The 14,583-nt window shown below is 42.2% G+C and carries 20 protein-coding genes; 9 read left to right on the top strand and 11 right to left on the bottom strand.

Going from position 1 to position 14,583, the window contains the following annotated elements:
• Positions 1-38 precede the first annotated feature (38 nt).
• From HC246_RS03320 to HC246_RS03305, 4 genes are all read right to left on the bottom strand, one after another.
• Complete coding sequence (locus HC246_RS03320; RefSeq protein WP_169362145.1) at positions 39-329, bottom strand: helix-turn-helix domain-containing transcriptional regulator; 291 nt, start codon at positions 327-329, stop codon at positions 39-41.
• On the bottom strand, positions 304-645 hold the full coding sequence (locus HC246_RS03315) for a type II toxin-antitoxin system RelE/ParE family toxin (RefSeq protein WP_169362144.1): 342 nt from the start codon (positions 643-645) through the stop codon (positions 304-306). Before HC246_RS03315 ends, HC246_RS03320 begins: the two co-directional genes overlap by 26 nt.
• Positions 646-784: 139 nt before the next feature.
• Positions 785-1,162: a helix-turn-helix domain-containing transcriptional regulator gene (locus tag HC246_RS03310; RefSeq protein ID WP_169362143.1), complete on the bottom strand. Its 378-nt coding sequence runs from the start codon at positions 1,160-1,162 to the stop codon at positions 785-787.
• Positions 1,137-1,478 (bottom strand): type II toxin-antitoxin system RelE/ParE family toxin, encoded by a 342-nt coding sequence (locus HC246_RS03305; protein ID WP_169362142.1) that lies wholly within the window; start codon positions 1,476-1,478, stop codon positions 1,137-1,139. Before HC246_RS03305 ends, HC246_RS03310 begins: the two co-directional genes overlap by 26 nt.
• A gap of 120 nt (positions 1,479-1,598) precedes the next feature.
• Here HC246_RS03305 and HC246_RS03300 point away from each other — a divergent pair, with 120 nt between their 5' ends.
• Both HC246_RS03300 and HC246_RS03295 read left to right on the top strand, forming a co-directional pair.
• A complete protein-coding gene (locus tag HC246_RS03300; RefSeq protein WP_169362141.1) occupies positions 1,599-1,955 on the top strand; it encodes a hypothetical protein in 357 nt (118 codons plus the stop codon).
• Positions 1,956-1,959: 4 nt separating this feature from the next.
• A complete protein-coding gene (locus HC246_RS03295; RefSeq protein ID WP_169362140.1) occupies positions 1,960-2,649 on the top strand; it encodes a phospholipase D-like domain-containing protein in 690 nt (229 codons plus the stop codon).
• Positions 2,650-2,772: 123 nt separating this feature from the next.
• On the opposite strand, the gene ppk1 is transcribed toward HC246_RS03295, so the two are convergent.
• Both ppk1 and HC246_RS03285 read right to left on the bottom strand, forming a co-directional pair.
• Entirely contained in the window at positions 2,773-4,995 is a 2,223-nt protein-coding gene (gene ppk1, locus HC246_RS03290) for a polyphosphate kinase 1 (RefSeq protein ID WP_169362139.1), read from the bottom strand.
• 224 nt (positions 4,996-5,219) lie between these two features.
• On the bottom strand, positions 5,220-5,693 hold the full coding sequence (locus HC246_RS03285; RefSeq protein ID WP_169362138.1) for a glutathione peroxidase: 474 nt from the start codon (positions 5,691-5,693) through the stop codon (positions 5,220-5,222).
• A gap of 128 nt (positions 5,694-5,821) precedes the next feature.
• On the opposite strand from HC246_RS03285, the gene HC246_RS03280 reads away from it, so the two are divergent.
• The 4 genes from HC246_RS03280 (at position 5,822) to HC246_RS03265 (ending at position 7,740) form a co-directional block, all read left to right on the top strand.
• Entirely contained in the window at positions 5,822-6,346 is a 525-nt protein-coding gene (locus HC246_RS03280) for an AAA family ATPase (protein ID WP_169362137.1), read from the top strand.
• Positions 6,347-6,565: 219 nt separating this feature from the next.
• A complete protein-coding gene (locus tag HC246_RS03275) occupies positions 6,566-6,781 on the top strand; it encodes a hypothetical protein (RefSeq protein ID WP_169362136.1) in 216 nt (71 codons plus the stop codon).
• A 39-nt stretch (positions 6,782-6,820) separates the two neighbouring features.
• Positions 6,821-7,276 carry a hypothetical protein gene (locus HC246_RS03270; protein WP_169362135.1) on the top strand — a complete coding sequence of 152 codons (456 nt, stop codon included), beginning with the start codon at positions 6,821-6,823 and terminating at the stop codon, positions 7,274-7,276.
• A 203-nt stretch (positions 7,277-7,479) separates the two neighbouring features.
• Positions 7,480-7,740 carry a DUF6761 family protein gene (locus HC246_RS03265; protein ID WP_169362134.1) on the top strand — a complete coding sequence of 87 codons (261 nt, stop codon included), beginning with the start codon at positions 7,480-7,482 and terminating at the stop codon, positions 7,738-7,740.
• Here HC246_RS03265 and rsmG read toward each other — a convergent pair.
• Positions 7,701-8,384 (bottom strand): 16S rRNA (guanine(527)-N(7))-methyltransferase RsmG, encoded by a 684-nt coding sequence (rsmG, locus tag HC246_RS03260; RefSeq protein WP_169362133.1) that lies wholly within the window; start codon positions 8,382-8,384, stop codon positions 7,701-7,703. The genes HC246_RS03265 and rsmG overlap by 40 nt on opposite strands.
• Before the next feature lie 467 nt (positions 8,385-8,851).
• On the opposite strand from rsmG, the gene HC246_RS03255 reads away from it, so the two are divergent.
• The 3 genes from HC246_RS03255 (at position 8,852) to HC246_RS03245 (ending at position 10,421) form a co-directional block, all read left to right on the top strand.
• Positions 8,852-9,082: a chlorophyll a/b-binding protein gene (locus HC246_RS03255; protein WP_169362132.1), complete on the top strand. Its 231-nt coding sequence runs from the start codon at positions 8,852-8,854 to the stop codon at positions 9,080-9,082.
• A gap of 94 nt (positions 9,083-9,176) precedes the next feature.
• Entirely contained in the window at positions 9,177-9,677 is a 501-nt protein-coding gene (locus tag HC246_RS26215) for a hypothetical protein (protein WP_169362131.1), read from the top strand.
• Between the two features lie 144 nt (positions 9,678-9,821).
• Positions 9,822-10,421, top strand: a complete 600-nt coding sequence (locus HC246_RS03245) for a Uma2 family endonuclease (RefSeq protein ID WP_169362130.1) — start codon at positions 9,822-9,824, stop codon at positions 10,419-10,421.
• A gap of 130 nt (positions 10,422-10,551) precedes the next feature.
• On the opposite strand, the gene HC246_RS03240 is transcribed toward HC246_RS03245, so the two are convergent.
• From HC246_RS03240 to HC246_RS03225, 4 genes are all read right to left on the bottom strand, one after another.
• Complete coding sequence (locus HC246_RS03240) at positions 10,552-11,421, bottom strand: metallophosphoesterase (RefSeq protein ID WP_169362129.1); 870 nt, start codon at positions 11,419-11,421, stop codon at positions 10,552-10,554.
• Positions 11,422-11,851: 430 nt separating this feature from the next.
• On the bottom strand, positions 11,852-12,847 hold the full coding sequence (locus tag HC246_RS03235) for an IS1 family transposase (RefSeq protein WP_169362128.1): 996 nt from the start codon (positions 12,845-12,847) through the stop codon (positions 11,852-11,854).
• A gap of 42 nt (positions 12,848-12,889) precedes the next feature.
• Entirely contained in the window at positions 12,890-13,264 is a 375-nt protein-coding gene (locus HC246_RS03230; RefSeq protein ID WP_169362127.1) for a hypothetical protein, read from the bottom strand.
• Positions 13,265-13,289: 25 nt separating this feature from the next.
• A complete protein-coding gene (locus HC246_RS03225; RefSeq protein WP_169362126.1) occupies positions 13,290-14,513 on the bottom strand; it encodes a DUF3696 domain-containing protein in 1,224 nt (407 codons plus the stop codon).
• Positions 14,514-14,583: the final 70 nt, after the last annotated feature.

The raw sequence follows: 14,583 nt of genomic DNA, 5'->3' as shown, positions 1-14,583 counted from the left end.
AGGACGAATAACGACAGTTAAGGACAAATAAGCAATATCTAAGGTTTAACCGTTACCGTTAGCTTTAGCCCCAAACTATCCAACCACGCCGCCAACTCATACACCGCTTGAATTTTACCACTCGCACCAAAATCTTTCACCCATTGGCGATCGCCTTCACCACCCAATGCGATCGCCACATCATCAAGCGCCAAAGCCAACAACTCAGGCTCAGGATCGGGTTCCTCCAAAATCGCCGTAATATATCCAGCCGCCCTTTCAGGATCTTTGAGCGAATTAATTAAATACTCTTGATAGTCTCTACTAGTCGGAACCTTCACGCTTTGCATAATCTCTCCAATACTCCTTAGCTAACTTAATATCACGATCCTGCGTACTCTTATCACCACCACACAACAACAGCACCACCACAGAGCCAATTTGCCCAAAATAAACCCGATAACCCGCACCATAATCGATCTTGAGTTCGCATACACCCTCACCAACAGATCTGAAATTGCCTAAATTTCCTAGCGTTACTCTTTTAAGCCTAGCCGCTATTTTAGCCTGTGCCACCCGATCTCGTAAGCCATCAAGCCACTGAGTAAAAGGACTCGAACCATCAGATTTAGTATATTCACGAATTTGCTTGGGCTGTGACTCCATAAAATAAAAGCTTGAGTAAGGACAGATAAAAATATTTAAGATAGCTACTATCTTCTATCAAATGTCCTTCATATTAACTAATCTCTAATCTGACAAATTCTCAACTTCTTTTAAGCATGAGATTGAGTGACCAAGTATCTTAAATATCACGGCGAATACTTTCAAAAGGCACAACATCACCATTGGCAATATCTTGCTGAGCCTCCTGAAAATCTGCCATAAACTTCTCGCTATACTGCACATCCACCGTCAGCTTTAGCCCCAAACTATCCAACCAAGCCGCCAACTCATACACCGCTTGACTTTTATCACTTGCACCAAAATCTTTTACCCATTCGCGATCGCCCTCACCACCTAACGCCGCCGCAACATGACCTAAACATAAAGGCAACAATTCAATCTCAGGCTTTTCCTCTTCAAAAACAGCCGACACATAAGCTGCCGCCTCTTCAGGATCTTTTAGAGACTCAATCAAAAAATCTTCGTGAGTTTTAACCTGTACCTTTACGCTTTGCATAGTCCCTCCAATAAGACTTAGCCGTTTGAATATCACGCTCCTGAGAGCTTTTATCGCCACCGCACAACAACAGTATAACCCTTGACCCAACTTGCCCAAAATATATGCGATAACCACCGCCATAATCGATTCTCAGTTCATACACACCCTCACCCACAAACTTAGAATCACCAAAATTACCCAGCGATAATCGCCCCAATCTAGTTTGAATCTTAACTCTTGCCGCACGATCGCGCAGTCTAGCAAGCCAATCTTCAAAGGGATAATTACCATTAGCGTCTTGATAAGGCAGGATTTCTCTGGGTTGTGGCTCCATAAAATAAAAAGATAAAGGGGGACAGATAACGACATTTAAGACAGATATTATCTTCCCTCAAATGTCCTTCACTTCCACAATTACAAACGCTAAGTTAAGCACATCGAATTTAACTTAGTTATGAACACCCACAAACAAATCCAACAAATCGCCGCAACCGACGAACTCCTCGATCAAGCGATCTCAATTACACCCATCCGCAAACCCAAAGACCGCAACCACCTCCAACGCCGCCAACAACAACGCGCCATCAGCAACGACATGATCCGCGTCGCGATCGCCTACGGACAACAACGCAGCGATCGGCATGGCGCGATCGTTTACACACTCAGCGATCGCCAACTCAAAACCAGTCCCTACGCCAAATTCACCGACACCCTCAGAGGCTTGCAAGTCATCTGTTTACAAGACCTGCAAACCCTGCAAATCCTCACCACCTATTGGAACTTCGACAGCAAGCGCAAAGCCAGAAAATAAACCTATGCAAAACGCCAAAGACCACAGAGCCACCTATCAACTGCTCAAACAAGTCCAAATCATGATCGACAAATACAATCTTCCACCGCAAAAGACTCTCCAAGATTTGGGATTGCTGCAATCTCAACCCGAAACCGAAATCGTCTTTGAGAAAACTGGCGGAAGGTTCCATCTCTTCAAAGCACTTGAAGAAGCCAAAGAAAGAGTCGTCATCAAATGTCCTTGGGCAAGCGATCGCGCGATCGACAACGACCTCATGCTACGGCTTAACTATGCCCTCGACCAAGGCGTACAAATCGATCTCGGCTGGGGCTACCAATACGACCTCGGCACGGTCATCAAAAAAGACCATCACGGCAACCTTACCTTCGCCACCGAAGCCCAATATCGCTATAGTGCCATGTCCAAACTCTTCCAACTCCAAAAATGCTACAGCGATCGCCTCCACCTTAAACTCACGGGCGGACATAGCAAATACTTTGTCTGCGATCGCCAATTCGCCTATGTCGGCAGTCACAACATCCTCAGTTCCACCATTCCCAATCTCAAGGTAGCCTATCCCGACCTCCAAGGCGATGAAACAGGCACGATTCACCGAAATCTAGACATCATTCAAAAACTGATTACTCGCTACGACCAAGCGATCGATCTCACAGCTTCCCTAACCACGCAAAATATGAGATTTACTGCATGAAACCATCGCTATAGTTTAGATTTTTACTCTCGCATAAAGATAGGGACTGCTAATGAACTACCTCATCATTGCCTAGGCATGATTGCAGTAGTCCATTAGCCCGAACTTCAGAAAACGTGACGATTACGCAAATTCAGGTCTGCCCTGTGACATGAAATGCTTTTGCGAACTCATCTCAGGCTCACCATCTTTGGGAACTCTCTGCACATATGTACCATCGGCGTGAAGATCCCATGTTTGACGGTTATCCGCTAAGACAATTTCCAGAATCTGCTTTAATTCTTGGACTAGGGATGGTTCCTCCACGGGAGTAACTACCTCCACACGGGCATCCAAATTGCGCGGCATCCAATCGGCACTACCGATATATACCTCTTCCTCGCCACCATTGCTGAAATAGAAGATGCGAGAATGTTCGAGAAAGCGACCAATTACACTAATCACCCGAATGCGATCGCTTAATCCCTTCACCTTAGGACGTAGACAACACATACCGCGAATAATTAGGTCAATATTCACGCCCACCTGTGATGCTTCATACAGTGCCGAGATAATTTCAGGATCAACCAGTGAATTCATCTTGGCAATTATGTATGAAGGATATCCCTGCTTTTGATGTTCGATTTCCCGATGAATCAATTGCAGAAACCTATCGCGCATATTCACAGGTGCAACTAAAAGCTTGCGATATTCGCGCTGACGGGAATAGCCAGTGAGATAGTTAAACAAATCAGTTAAATCTGCTCCCAAATCATCACAGCAGCTAAATATACCGAGATCACTGTAAAATCTAGCCGTTTTAGGATTGTAATTACCAGTGCCTATATGCACATAGCGCACGAGGCGATCGCCTTCTTGCCTTACCACCAGAGCCGTTTTGGTATGGGTTTTGAGGTTCTTTAGTCCATACACGACATGAACACCTGCATTTTCCAGTTTTTTTGCCCAGAGGATATTATTCGCCTCATCAAACCTTGCCTTGAGTTCCACTAGGACGGCAACCTGTTTGCCATTCTCCGCCGCCCGAATCAGCGCATGAACAATTGGCGAATCTCCCGAAGTCCGATAGAGGGTTTGTTTAATCGCTAATACCTTAGGATCATTAGCCGCCTCTTCGATAAATCGCTGCACTGTGGTTGTAAAAGATTGATAGGGATGATGAACTAAAAAATCTCCTTCCTGAATGATGTCAAAGATGTTTTTTTCATTAGGGGACTCTTTGAGCCTCGGATGGGTCACTGATTTCCAAGGTTGATCCTGATGTTTAGGCAAGGGCAAAAAAGCGAGAGCCATCAAGTCTCCCAACCCAATTAGCCCCGGAATATCATAAACATCTGTTTCCGTAATCCCCAATTGAGAAATCAATTCTTGGCGGATAGCATGGGGAACATCATTAGCAATTTCCATCCTCACGACTGATCCAAACTTCTGCTTGCGTAATTCCTCTTGCAATGCCGAGATCAAGTCATCAGCTTCTTCTTCTTCGATGTCTAGCTCCGCATCGCGAGTAATCCGAAATGGATAATAACTGAGAATCTCCATGCCTGGAAATAATGCGTCAAGATTGTGAGCAATTACCTGTTCTAAAGGCACAAATGTATGATCTTTGGTCTCAGGAATTCTCACAAAGCGGGGCAATACACTGGGTACTTTGACCCGCGCAAAATTTTCTTCACCTGTCTCGCGATCGCGCACCAATACAACTAAATTCAAGCTGAGATTGGAGATGTAAGGAAATGGATGGGCTGGATCAACCGCCAAGGGGGTAAGTACAGGAAAGAGTTTTTCGCGAAAATAGGTTTTAAGATAATGCTGATGCTTTTTATCAATATTTTTATAATCAAGAAGCTTGACCCCCTGCTTATGCAGTTCTGGACGCAAGGTATTCTCAAAAAAATCATGCTGCATCGTCACTAATGGCAGTAGCGCATCCCGAATTGCCAGCAACTGCTTATCGGGTTTCAGTCCATCATCGGTAATGATATCAAGCTGTTCTGCGAACTTCTTCTTGACCCCTGCGACCCTCACCATGAAGAATTCATCAAGGTTTGTGCTAAAAATGGCACAAAATTTAGCTCGCTCTAGCAAAGGGGTACGGGCATCAATCCCTTCGTGTAAAACTCTTTTATTAAAGGCAATCCAGCTTAATTCACGATTAAAGAAATATCGCGATCGGTCAATCGTCTTGTCTGCTTTTTTATTAACTGGTTGTTCTAGTTCTAATAAACTTTTATCGGATTTCCCATCAATCTCTGGAATAGCTAAGGGCTCAACTCCTACATCAACAGGTGTTTCTGTAACAATTTCTCCATTTTTCTTAATCAAATCTTTTTTAGTTCTAGTCATAGCCAGTAGATGTTTATTTCCTAATAACTAGATTACCGACATATCGACGATTACAGTGTGAGTTGAGACACCTACAGCACTTTGTGCTGACTTGAAACTTGGAGAAAGTTTTGAAAGAGCGGCTTTGTCACACTGTTAAAACTTTCTTCGAGTTTCCATAGGCTGTTGTAATAAATTAGGGAAAGTAAGGATTTACCAAGCAAACCCTTACTTTCTGTTGAAACTTAATCTAACAGAGCTTCAATGTCTTTACGCAGTCCAGCATCTTCAGGCGCAACACTAGAAGGATAGTACTTCACGACTTTACCTTCTTTATCGACAAGAAACTTATTAAAGTTCCATTGCACTTGACTACCTGTTGTTTCGGTAAGGTATTTATACGCATCAGTCATGTCAGCACCTTTCACCTTCACTTTGCTAAACATATCAAAGGTGACATCGTAGGTGAGAGAGCAGAAACTCTTGATCTCGGCTTCAGTGCCAGGTTCCTGTGCGCCAAAGTCATTGCTAGGAAAGCCCAAAATCTCAAAACCTTTATCTTTATACTCACGATAAAGAGCTTCGAGTCCCTTGTATTGCTTGGTGTAGCCACATTTAGAAGCAACATTGACAACTAGAGCAACCTTGCCTTTGTATTGGGCGAGATCAACTGGTTGACCATTGATGTTAGTAATTTTGAAATCGTAAAGTGTGGACATATTTTGAGTTTTTTAGGTTGGTTTTGAGGATGGGGTCTGAGCGGTTTATCCCTGTGGGATAAACCGCTCAGACCGATTGAGGATTGCTATAGTTGAGAAGATCTATTTAGCATTTTGCAGCGATTTGAATGGCAAGTGTAATTATCCTGATTGGTGTACCTGCGAGTGGCAAATCTAGCCTTGCTGAGCAGATGTTGCGTACTTCTAATCAGAACTCTGACCAGAACAGCAGCAGCCTCACCTATGGGCAAACGCAGCTCATCAGTCCCGATCGCATTCGTGCCTCGCTGTATGGGTCAGCCGATATACAGGGAGTTTGGTCAGAAATATGGGCGCAAGTACAACAAGAATTTGCAAATGCTGCCAAATCGCAACAATCTGTAATATATGATGCCACAAACTATAAGCGCGAATATCGCAAAAATATTATTTCTCTAGCAAGAGATTGTGGATTTAGACCAATTACGGGGCTTTGGTTAAATGTGCCGCTTTGGATTTGTTTGTCGCGTAATGATCATCGCGATCGCCAAGTTCCTGACGATATCATTATCGAAATGCACCGTACCCTCTCCTATAGTCCGCCTAGCCTGAGTGAAGGCTTTGACCGCATCCTCTTTCGTGATGAAAAATCTGATAATGAGTGGATTGATTAAAATAGTTTTTTATTTCCATGCCTTTAGCGGCAAGTAACCCAGAGAAAATTTTGCAAGTGGCGCTTCGCGCCACTTGCAAAATTTTCTCTGGGTTTTTAAGTCAGCGCAAAGCGCTGTATTGTGCTTTGCAAGACATATAAAAAATAATTTGTGTTTGTCTATTTCTCGTTTTGTGCTAGCTTAAATAGACGCAATCTCTAAGGGGTACAACAGTTTAAAATGGCTAAGCGCCGCAACCAGAAAAAAGAAAAAGCTCTTCGCAACCAAGCGTATGCGCGTAAGTTTCGCAAGCGCACCCCTCTGGGTCGCTTTGGACGCAGAAGACCAATGGGCAACTACAACGATCCTGAAGATTCTGAATCCAATGGAGCTGCGGATACAGGTGCAGCCGATACTGGCGCTGCTGATACTGGCGCTGCAATTGGCAAGTTCTAACTTGAATTCTGGTGAGCAATTCCCAGTATTCTACAGATCATGACCATAAGTTTTGCCCTTGCGTTACATACAACCACCACAAAATTAGAGCTTGTGATCGCTGAAATTAACCAAAATTCAGATCGCAATTCTCAAATTTATAACATCTATAAACAGCAGTCATGGGAACTAGGCAGAGAGCTATCTGTGCAGTTGCATGACTGCTTAAGTATGTTTGTAGGTGATCTTCCATGGACTGACTTTGCTTTTTTGGCGATCGCTACAGGGATTGGCAGTTTCACTGGCACAAGAATTGGCGTGGTGGTAGCAAGGACATTAGGCGAACAGCTTAATATCCCTGTATATGGAATTGACTGCGAGACGATTATCACCAAATCGCAGCAATCTAGTCCACCCATGCCCTTGAGCGAAAGCTTACTGGCGATCGCCTATGAGCAATGGCAAGCTAGCATTTATCCAACTTGGCAAGATGTATTGCCACTCTATGAATCCTGACAGAAGGTGCGCTTAGCGCACCTTCTGTTTTTTTAGGCGGTTAGCACACTTACGTTTTGGTATTTCAAAGTGTTAGAATTGCGATGCTGAAAGTATATACAAGGTTGAATTTGCTCAGCTAGCGATCGCTCGTTAGAATTGCAGGGAATCCTTTTATTACCTAGGCAAATACATCTAGGACGGTAGTTATTCCAGCTTGACCTATGCTTCAAGACGCGATCGCCATTCGTCATTATCAAAAGATTACAGACTCACTCGTAGAAATGTCAGAACGAGGCTATCGTTCGACGGACGAAATGAGACTCTTTTTAGACGGTTACTTATCGGCTCTGCGCGTTACTAATGCGATAGAAGTTCATAATATACATCGTCTCGAAGAAGAGGTAATCAGATTTCTGTATGATACTTCTAACTTTGAATCTCCCTATGAATTTGAGATGGAGGTCGAACGGGGTGAAAGGTAAACGCTATGGCGGATACCTTCAGTCAGAGGGGTTTGAAAACGATCTTGCTTAACCACTTGCAGTCCTTGCTGCTCACAAAACAAGTCAATTTGCTCACTTTCTTCGGGTAGCCATTGACCACGGTAGAGAATGGCTGTGCCACTTCTTTTGAGAAATGGCAGGCAGTAGCTAGCGCAAATATCTGGCTTGCCTACGGCTCGGACAACCGCTAAATCATATTTTTTCTTATAACCAGAGGTTTGGTTAAGCTCTTCGACGCGACCTGCCTGTGCGATCGCATTCGGTAATTGCAAATCTTGGATCGTTTGTTGCACAAAGGCAACCTTTTTTTGCTTGCTATCGACTAAGGTGACTTGCCATGATGGCTTGGCGATCGCGATCGGTAGTCCGGGAAAGCCCGCGCCTGTACCAATATCAATCAATTTAATATTTTCACGATCCCAAAAAGCGAAAACTCCTCTTAATGAGTCCCACAAATGCTTTTCCCAAAAATCGTCAGGGGCTGTAATTCTTGTCAGGTTTTGCTTACTATTCCCCTCTAAAACCAATTCGTAGAGCTTTTCAAATTGTGCGAGTTGATCTGGGTTTGGCAACCAGTTGAGGGTAGATTGCCATTGTTCAATTAAATGGGAAAAGTGGGGCATAGGGAACATCAAATAAAAATGGCGCACAGCGCGATCTTTACTTTACTAGCGATCTGACGGATTTAAAAGAAATGTACCTTAAGGACTTGCTATTAATTAAAGTACCTGTGGCTTCGACTTCGCTCAGCCAACGTTAGCTGAGCGAAGTCGAAGCTAGATAACTTTGGTGGGACATTTTTTATCCGCAAGTCCCTTAAGGTCGCATTTCTTTTAAATCTATAGCAGTCATAAAACCTAAGAAGATGAGTTGCGGCGCGAAGCGCCGCAACTCATCTTCTTAGCGAACTCTTTTTTTGCTATATGTTGAAGAATTTTGGCATTAGGGGATAAGATTAAGGAAAATTAAGATTCATGTAGCATTGCTAAGCAGTTTATGTTTGCATAGCCCTGTAAAGTGCTTTCACTCATTGCCGCATTGCTGTTGATATAACAAAAAAATATAAAAAAGTATAACAAGGTAAAATTTAATGGCTGAGCAAACTCAAACTCGTACTGCTTTTACTAAAGATGAGCGTGGGATTTTAAATAACTGGGCGATCGAACCCAAGATGTATGTTGATGAGCAAAGTGATAACCGCTTTGGGATGACAGAATATGCTGAACTGCTTAACGGTCGTTTGGCGATGGTGGGTATCACTGCTATTTTCATCTTTGAATTTGTAACTGGTAAAGGATTCTTACAAATTCTCGGTTTCTAACCTCATACAGAGAAATTTTGAAAGCATCGCTTCGCGATGCTTTCAAAATTTCTCTGGTTTTTCAAGTCAGCACAAAGCGCTGTAATCTAGTTTTATGTCAACATCTCAAGATCCAATTCAGTTTTTAACCTTAGCGGAAGCCCATGCGATCGATGGAGCTAAGCTATCGACGATGGAAAAATTTATGACCCGTATCACCATCTCTTCGATGCGGATCATTACCAAAATTGCTCAAGAGCTTAGCATTCATGCAGAATCACTTTCGGCGCAGCAAATTGTGCAATGGATAGAGCATGATTCCCAGATTCGTAAAGAGCAAGGTGAAGATGCTGCCTTTCTGAAATGGACTTCGCCTCATCCTGATTTAGATTTTGAAGATACCAGACAGGATGAAGTAACGCCTGCCAATCTTTCCAGTCATGAGAAGTTTTTAACCCGTATGGTGATTTCGGCGATGCAAGCACTAGTAGCGATCGCGAAAGATTACAGTATTCATCTCGAAGATTTGACCGCAGAGCAAGTAATTGCTTGGGTAGAACGTGATGCGAAGGTCAAGCGTGAGCAGGGCATCGAGGCAGCATTTCTATCTTGGTAGCATGAGAAATCGCCGACTCAACTGTTAAGGGCTATATAGGCGATCTCACGCTTAATCTATGAAATGCTACAACAAGATCGGCGATCGCACGGCTTGATTATTGTTTGCTAAAATCAACATAACTAAGCTGTGAGCAGAAATATCATGCAAGCAACTGTAACTGAAACAGAACAAGAACAAGAACCTCAAATTCATCTTTGGTCGATCTCGGACTATCACCAAATGATCGAGGCGGGAGTTTTGGATGAGGATGATCGCGTAGAACTGTTGGAAGGAAAAATTGTTTGTATGAGTCCACAGAGACCATTTCATGCGGCAAGTGTGCAACGTAGTAGTAGATTGCTATTTAAATTGCTAGGTGATCGCGCCGAAATTCGCGTACAGTTACCCGTGACATTAGGGAATGATTCTGAGCCAGAACCAGATATTGCTGTTGTCAGGTTTGAGAATCATGAATATTCCTTTAGACATCCTGAAGCCCCTGATATTTATCTGTTGATAGAAGTTGCTGATTGGACTATCTCAAAAGATCGCAAGCAAAAAGCGCGTATTTATGGCAAAAATCAAGTTTTAGAATATTGGATTCTCGATTTACAAAAGCGACAAGTTTACGTTTTTCGTCAGCCAGAGGATGGAAGCTATCGTGAAGAATTGATTTTGAATAGCAATGATACTTTGACTATGCAAGCTTTTCCTGATGTGGCGATCGCTTTAGAGGGTTTGTTTGCGATCGCACAAAACTAAATTGACTCAGTAGTAGCAATTGTTAGCGCAGTGTAACGCATTAACAACAATCATCAAAAGAAATTAAAAATGTGCGTTACATTTCATTAACGCACGATACAAGAACGGCGATCGCACTCAAAGTATGTGTCTAGGGAGTCACTCTAATGTCGATGACCCAAGGACGGAAGCATTCTTTCATGACATAATCCCCTCCCTGCTTAATGACGCTTTGATCTCCATTTACTGCTGCTGCGTTGACAAAGAGAATCCCCAATTCCTCATCCCAAAATACACCTCTAGCGTCATGCTCATGCCCAAAAATATGGAGTCGGGGACGCTCATCTGGGAGCATTCCTCGCAGACGCTCTCGCAGAGCTACACTGCCAATCGCAATCGGCTTTTCCCGCAGAACTCCACCATACTGCACACTGGAGTCGAGAATTCCTAGGGGTGGGCTATGGGTGATTAGCACATCCAGTCCAGAGGGGATATCTGCGTAAAGTTCCATTAAACGCTGAGGGTCGCGAGCAAAACCCTCATAACGCAGAGGATTATCTTGAGTCATTGCCTGTCGGCGAGGTGTCAAACCTATGTATGGTGAACCAAAAAATTTCAAACCTGCTATCTCTTCCGCAGAATGCTGAAGTAGACGCATGGGAGTATAGAGACCATCAATTTCGTTGTCCTTGAACAAGTTTTGTGCAGTAGTCATCAATTCACTGCTCCATTGCTCTTCTGGATGCGAAAGGAAGGCAACTTGGAGCCATGTCTCTACGTCTAGTGGCTTGTCATGATTTCCTGCGATCGCTACAACGCCATAGGTGAAACGAGCTGCTAGCGAACGTAGCCATGTTGCTGCATCAGTAAGCTCAGCAAGAAGTCCATTCTTCGTGTGGTCTCCTGCATGAATCAACAAATCCCCTTCAGGGAAAAGAGAAATAGGTATATCAACATTATGTGTGTCAGAAATGATCACTAACCGCAACCATCCTAGAGTACGGGGTGCATCAGCGGACACTATCGCGATATCTCTCATTTCCACCATGACTCGCTCTTGGGCAGTTATCCTATTTCTTTTTGATGATGATTAGCATATTTTGATAGCTAAACTATGGATTAGACCAAAAAATTCAGTCTAGTCTAACTATAAAGTGTATAGGCTGAAAGTCAAGTTTCGAGACGCATACTCCATCTTGCTTAAGATTCTACTTTGTGGTTAACAAATACGCGATCTCTCAGTCTTAGCATGGGTTAGTGCAGCTTAGGCGAGAGCGAGTGTGATGCTTATCTCTCTAACTTGTAAATCTATTTATCGTAGGGAATATCGGATGGCTTTTTGCCAACTGTGGCGGTAAAACTCGGAATTTTTTGCAAGTCAGCAGTCAGTTTTTCATCAAAAGTCAGAGCATATTTGCGATCGGACAATAAAACAACTGGGCACTGGTCAGTTAAGGCGTGAGAGAAGTAAAGCCTCGTAATGTCAGCAACTCCAACATCGAAATCGGTCGATGATATAGCCCGATCGCCATAACTGGAGTCTTGTTCTTGCCTAAGCCCCCATGTGGTCTTACCCAGTTGTGTACCAATCTTTGCACAGTGACAGCCCGTTGTAATCCTTCAGTATTTTTCGCATACAGGTTTTGTCTACGGCGATAAGCGCTACATCTCCTTCTCAATGCACTGTTGTTTGCTTCATTGTGATTAGCATGAACGTCACTCTTGTCGCTAATCGCTGTATAGGGATGTTCTAGCTTTACCCATTCGACACGACGATTACCTTGTGAACCTTTGATTTTGATTGCCACTTCTAATCCATGTCGCCATACCTTGCGATGTCCATACTCACGACTTACTTCGGTAGCTTTGAGGTAGACACTTGCCATTTGCCACAGTTGTTGGGCATATCTCCTTTCGCCATCGCTAAACCATCGGATGTATTGACTTGCCTTTGACCATTGCCATGCTGTTTTTGTTGCTTTTGCAAATAGTTCAGTGGTTTTAATTCCTACTCTTGCTTCAATCCAATAGCGACTGTTGCGTTCGATAAATACTACTGTCCACCCTTTTGATTCACTGGGGGGAAGGTTCTCGCCTACGCGAGTATAAATTTCATCTCCTTCGATGGTGACATCTCCTCCTACTGGGGCTTCTGGACTCCATTGCTGTGCTTGATTTGCCAGTTTTTGCTCCCATCTCATGATGCTGGTGTGCGATTTCTCTAGCACTCTCCCACTTGCTCTGATTCCCATCCCCTCTGTCCTCATCTTCAGGGCATAGGACACGATACTTGCGGGTGTTCTTAGCCTTGACATCGCTGTTCCTGTCCGTTCGTTGAATCGCTTGCCACATCCTTTGCATAAATAATTTTGGATTGCTTTGCCGTCTTGGTGGTAATCTTTGCCATTCTTGACCACCTTTTCGCTTTGGCAGTGCGGACATTCCATTCTTTCTTCCGACTCTACCTCTTTATTTTACCCCTCACTCCTTTACTGACCAGTGCCAACAACTGGGATATGTTCTCTATCTTCAGAGTTAGACATTAATTTTCTTTTTACTTTGTTTGTAAAATATTTCTGCTTAAATTCCTTGATTTGCTCGTTACTAATTCGATTTAATCGACCTTGCTGGGTTAATAGGTTAATAATTACAGCAATGTTATTTCCTGATGCGGCATGACCCATCGTTCGGTAATATTCGGCTATGAGTTTTTGAGAAACAACTAAGTGAGCGTTATCATCATATTTTTTGGGATTAGAGTTAAATTCTATTAGCCATTTAATAAGTTGCTTGTACTCAGGATCGAGAGGATTCGAGAAGTTTTTGGCTATATTGTTATCGATAAATATATCTTTTCTAGTCATTAGAAATTTTTAAAATTTAAACCTATCAAGCATTAAGAGCAATATCCATTGTGTCAATCATATATGTCTCAAAAAATCCTCTCGGAGCATTTAAGATTTGTCCATCTTTGGTGAATTCAATTCGATGAGCAATACTGCCATCTTTAATCGAGTTTTCAAAATAATACACTGCTACATCTTCAGGTTTAATTTCTCCTTTGACAATTAGCAATCTCATTCTATTAAGTAAGTATTCACTATGAGTTTCAACAATATAGTTTTTATTTCTCTCTTTAACTTGCTTAACTAAATAGTTGCCTAAGTTTGCTTGTACAGATGGATGCAAATGAATTTCTGGCTGAGACATTATCAATGTTGAATCATCTGACAACTGCAAATCAGCAACAATAATCGGTAAAAACTGGCTAATTCCAAAGCCAACATCAGCTAGTGACTCCCACTTACTCTTACTTTTTACCTTTACTTTTATCTCAAATCTACCGCCTGACAATTTATGAGTCTTAATATCATGCAATATTTTTAAAGTTTTCAGCAGAAGAACTAAACTGTATAATTCTTCTGATTGGTTATCATTCCAATCTAAAATTTGATCAATATAACCAACACCAAATTTGTCAACTTTACCACTTGACTTTGACTGATAGTATGTGCGATCTGGATATAATCTAAAAGAGCTTATAAAACTAAATTGCTCATCTAAACTATTGTAAAAGCTATCGCAGAATGCGTCATTTATTGGGTATGTATCATAAACTCTCTCTGTTATATCGTCTACATTTTTAGTTCGTAAGTTTACTGAATTTACTACAGCACCTCTTTTTAGATTTAAGTTCGCAACATAATCACCGTTAGATTCCTTAGCTATTTCTATTTGTTCTAATCTAGATGACATTTTCAAACTGTTTATAACTGGATATTTGCTTTTTGTATCAAACCCCCAGTAAGTATCAAATATAAATGTTTCAAAGTCAGTTGTCAGATTTATATTTATTCCTATTTTAGTATTTATATTATGATTAAACGATACATCTTCTCCCCCACCCATATTTACAAAATCTCCATTAAGAGATAGATATAAAGGGAAAGAGTTGCCAAACATTTTTACACTTTGAAGAGGAGCCAATATTCCGTATATCAGAGAGCTTTTACCACTGCTGTTTTCACCTGTAAGCAAAGTTATTTTTGAGAAGGAAACATCTACTTCTTTAAAGCATTTAAAGTTTTTTAGAGCTAATCGATGAATTCGCATAATTGTTTTTCTGAAAATATTTTCTTTAAATAGAGGTTAGTTTATATCTGTGATTTTATGATTTGGCGAT

Source organism: Pseudanabaena yagii GIHE-NHR1 (assembly GCF_012863495.1).
GTDB lineage: Bacteria > Cyanobacteriota > Cyanobacteriia > Pseudanabaenales > Pseudanabaenaceae > Pseudanabaena > Pseudanabaena yagii.
Note: the sequence above shows the minus strand (reverse complement) of the source record. Positions and strands in the feature narration are given on the sequence as shown.

Excerpts from the sequence above, each read along its gene's own strand:
- HC246_RS03235 (WP_169362128.1), bottom strand. The coding sequence starts at position 12,847 with ATGGAATGTCCGCACTGCCAAAGCGAAAAGGTGGTCAAGAATGGCAAA.
- HC246_RS03305 (WP_169362142.1), bottom strand. The coding sequence starts at position 1,478 with ATGGAGCCACAACCCAGAGAAATCCTGCCTTATCAAGACGCTAATGGT.
- HC246_RS03280 (WP_169362137.1), top strand. The coding sequence starts at position 5,822 with ATGGCAAGTGTAATTATCCTGATTGGTGTACCTGCGAGTGGCAAATCT.
- HC246_RS03245 (WP_169362130.1), top strand. The coding sequence starts at position 9,822 with ATGCAAGCAACTGTAACTGAAACAGAACAAGAACAAGAACCTCAAATT.
- HC246_RS03225 (WP_169362126.1), bottom strand. The coding sequence starts at position 14,513 with ATGCGAATTCATCGATTAGCTCTAAAAAACTTTAAATGCTTTAAAGAA.
- HC246_RS03270 (WP_169362135.1), top strand. The coding sequence starts at position 6,821 with ATGACCATAAGTTTTGCCCTTGCGTTACATACAACCACCACAAAATTA.
- HC246_RS26215 (WP_169362131.1), top strand. The coding sequence starts at position 9,177 with ATGTCAACATCTCAAGATCCAATTCAGTTTTTAACCTTAGCGGAAGCC.
- HC246_RS03295 (WP_169362140.1), top strand. The coding sequence starts at position 1,960 with ATGCAAAACGCCAAAGACCACAGAGCCACCTATCAACTGCTCAAACAA.
- rsmG (WP_169362133.1), bottom strand. The coding sequence starts at position 8,384 with ATGCCCCACTTTTCCCATTTAATTGAACAATGGCAATCTACCCTCAAC.
- HC246_RS03265 (WP_169362134.1), top strand. The coding sequence starts at position 7,480 with ATGCTTCAAGACGCGATCGCCATTCGTCATTATCAAAAGATTACAGAC.
- HC246_RS03320 (WP_169362145.1), bottom strand. The coding sequence starts at position 329 with ATGCAAAGCGTGAAGGTTCCGACTAGTAGAGACTATCAAGAGTATTTA.
- HC246_RS03255 (WP_169362132.1), top strand. The coding sequence starts at position 8,852 with ATGGCTGAGCAAACTCAAACTCGTACTGCTTTTACTAAAGATGAGCGT.
- HC246_RS03310 (WP_169362143.1), bottom strand. The coding sequence starts at position 1,162 with ATGCAAAGCGTAAAGGTACAGGTTAAAACTCACGAAGATTTTTTGATT.
- HC246_RS03230 (WP_169362127.1), bottom strand. The coding sequence starts at position 13,264 with ATGACTAGAAAAGATATATTTATCGATAACAATATAGCCAAAAACTTC.
- HC246_RS03275 (WP_169362136.1), top strand. The coding sequence starts at position 6,566 with ATGGCTAAGCGCCGCAACCAGAAAAAAGAAAAAGCTCTTCGCAACCAA.
- HC246_RS03300 (WP_169362141.1), top strand. The coding sequence starts at position 1,599 with ATGAACACCCACAAACAAATCCAACAAATCGCCGCAACCGACGAACTC.
- HC246_RS03285 (WP_169362138.1), bottom strand. The coding sequence starts at position 5,693 with ATGTCCACACTTTACGATTTCAAAATTACTAACATCAATGGTCAACCA.
- ppk1 (WP_169362139.1), bottom strand. The coding sequence starts at position 4,995 with ATGACTAGAACTAAAAAAGATTTGATTAAGAAAAATGGAGAAATTGTT.
- HC246_RS03315 (WP_169362144.1), bottom strand. The coding sequence starts at position 645 with ATGGAGTCACAGCCCAAGCAAATTCGTGAATATACTAAATCTGATGGT.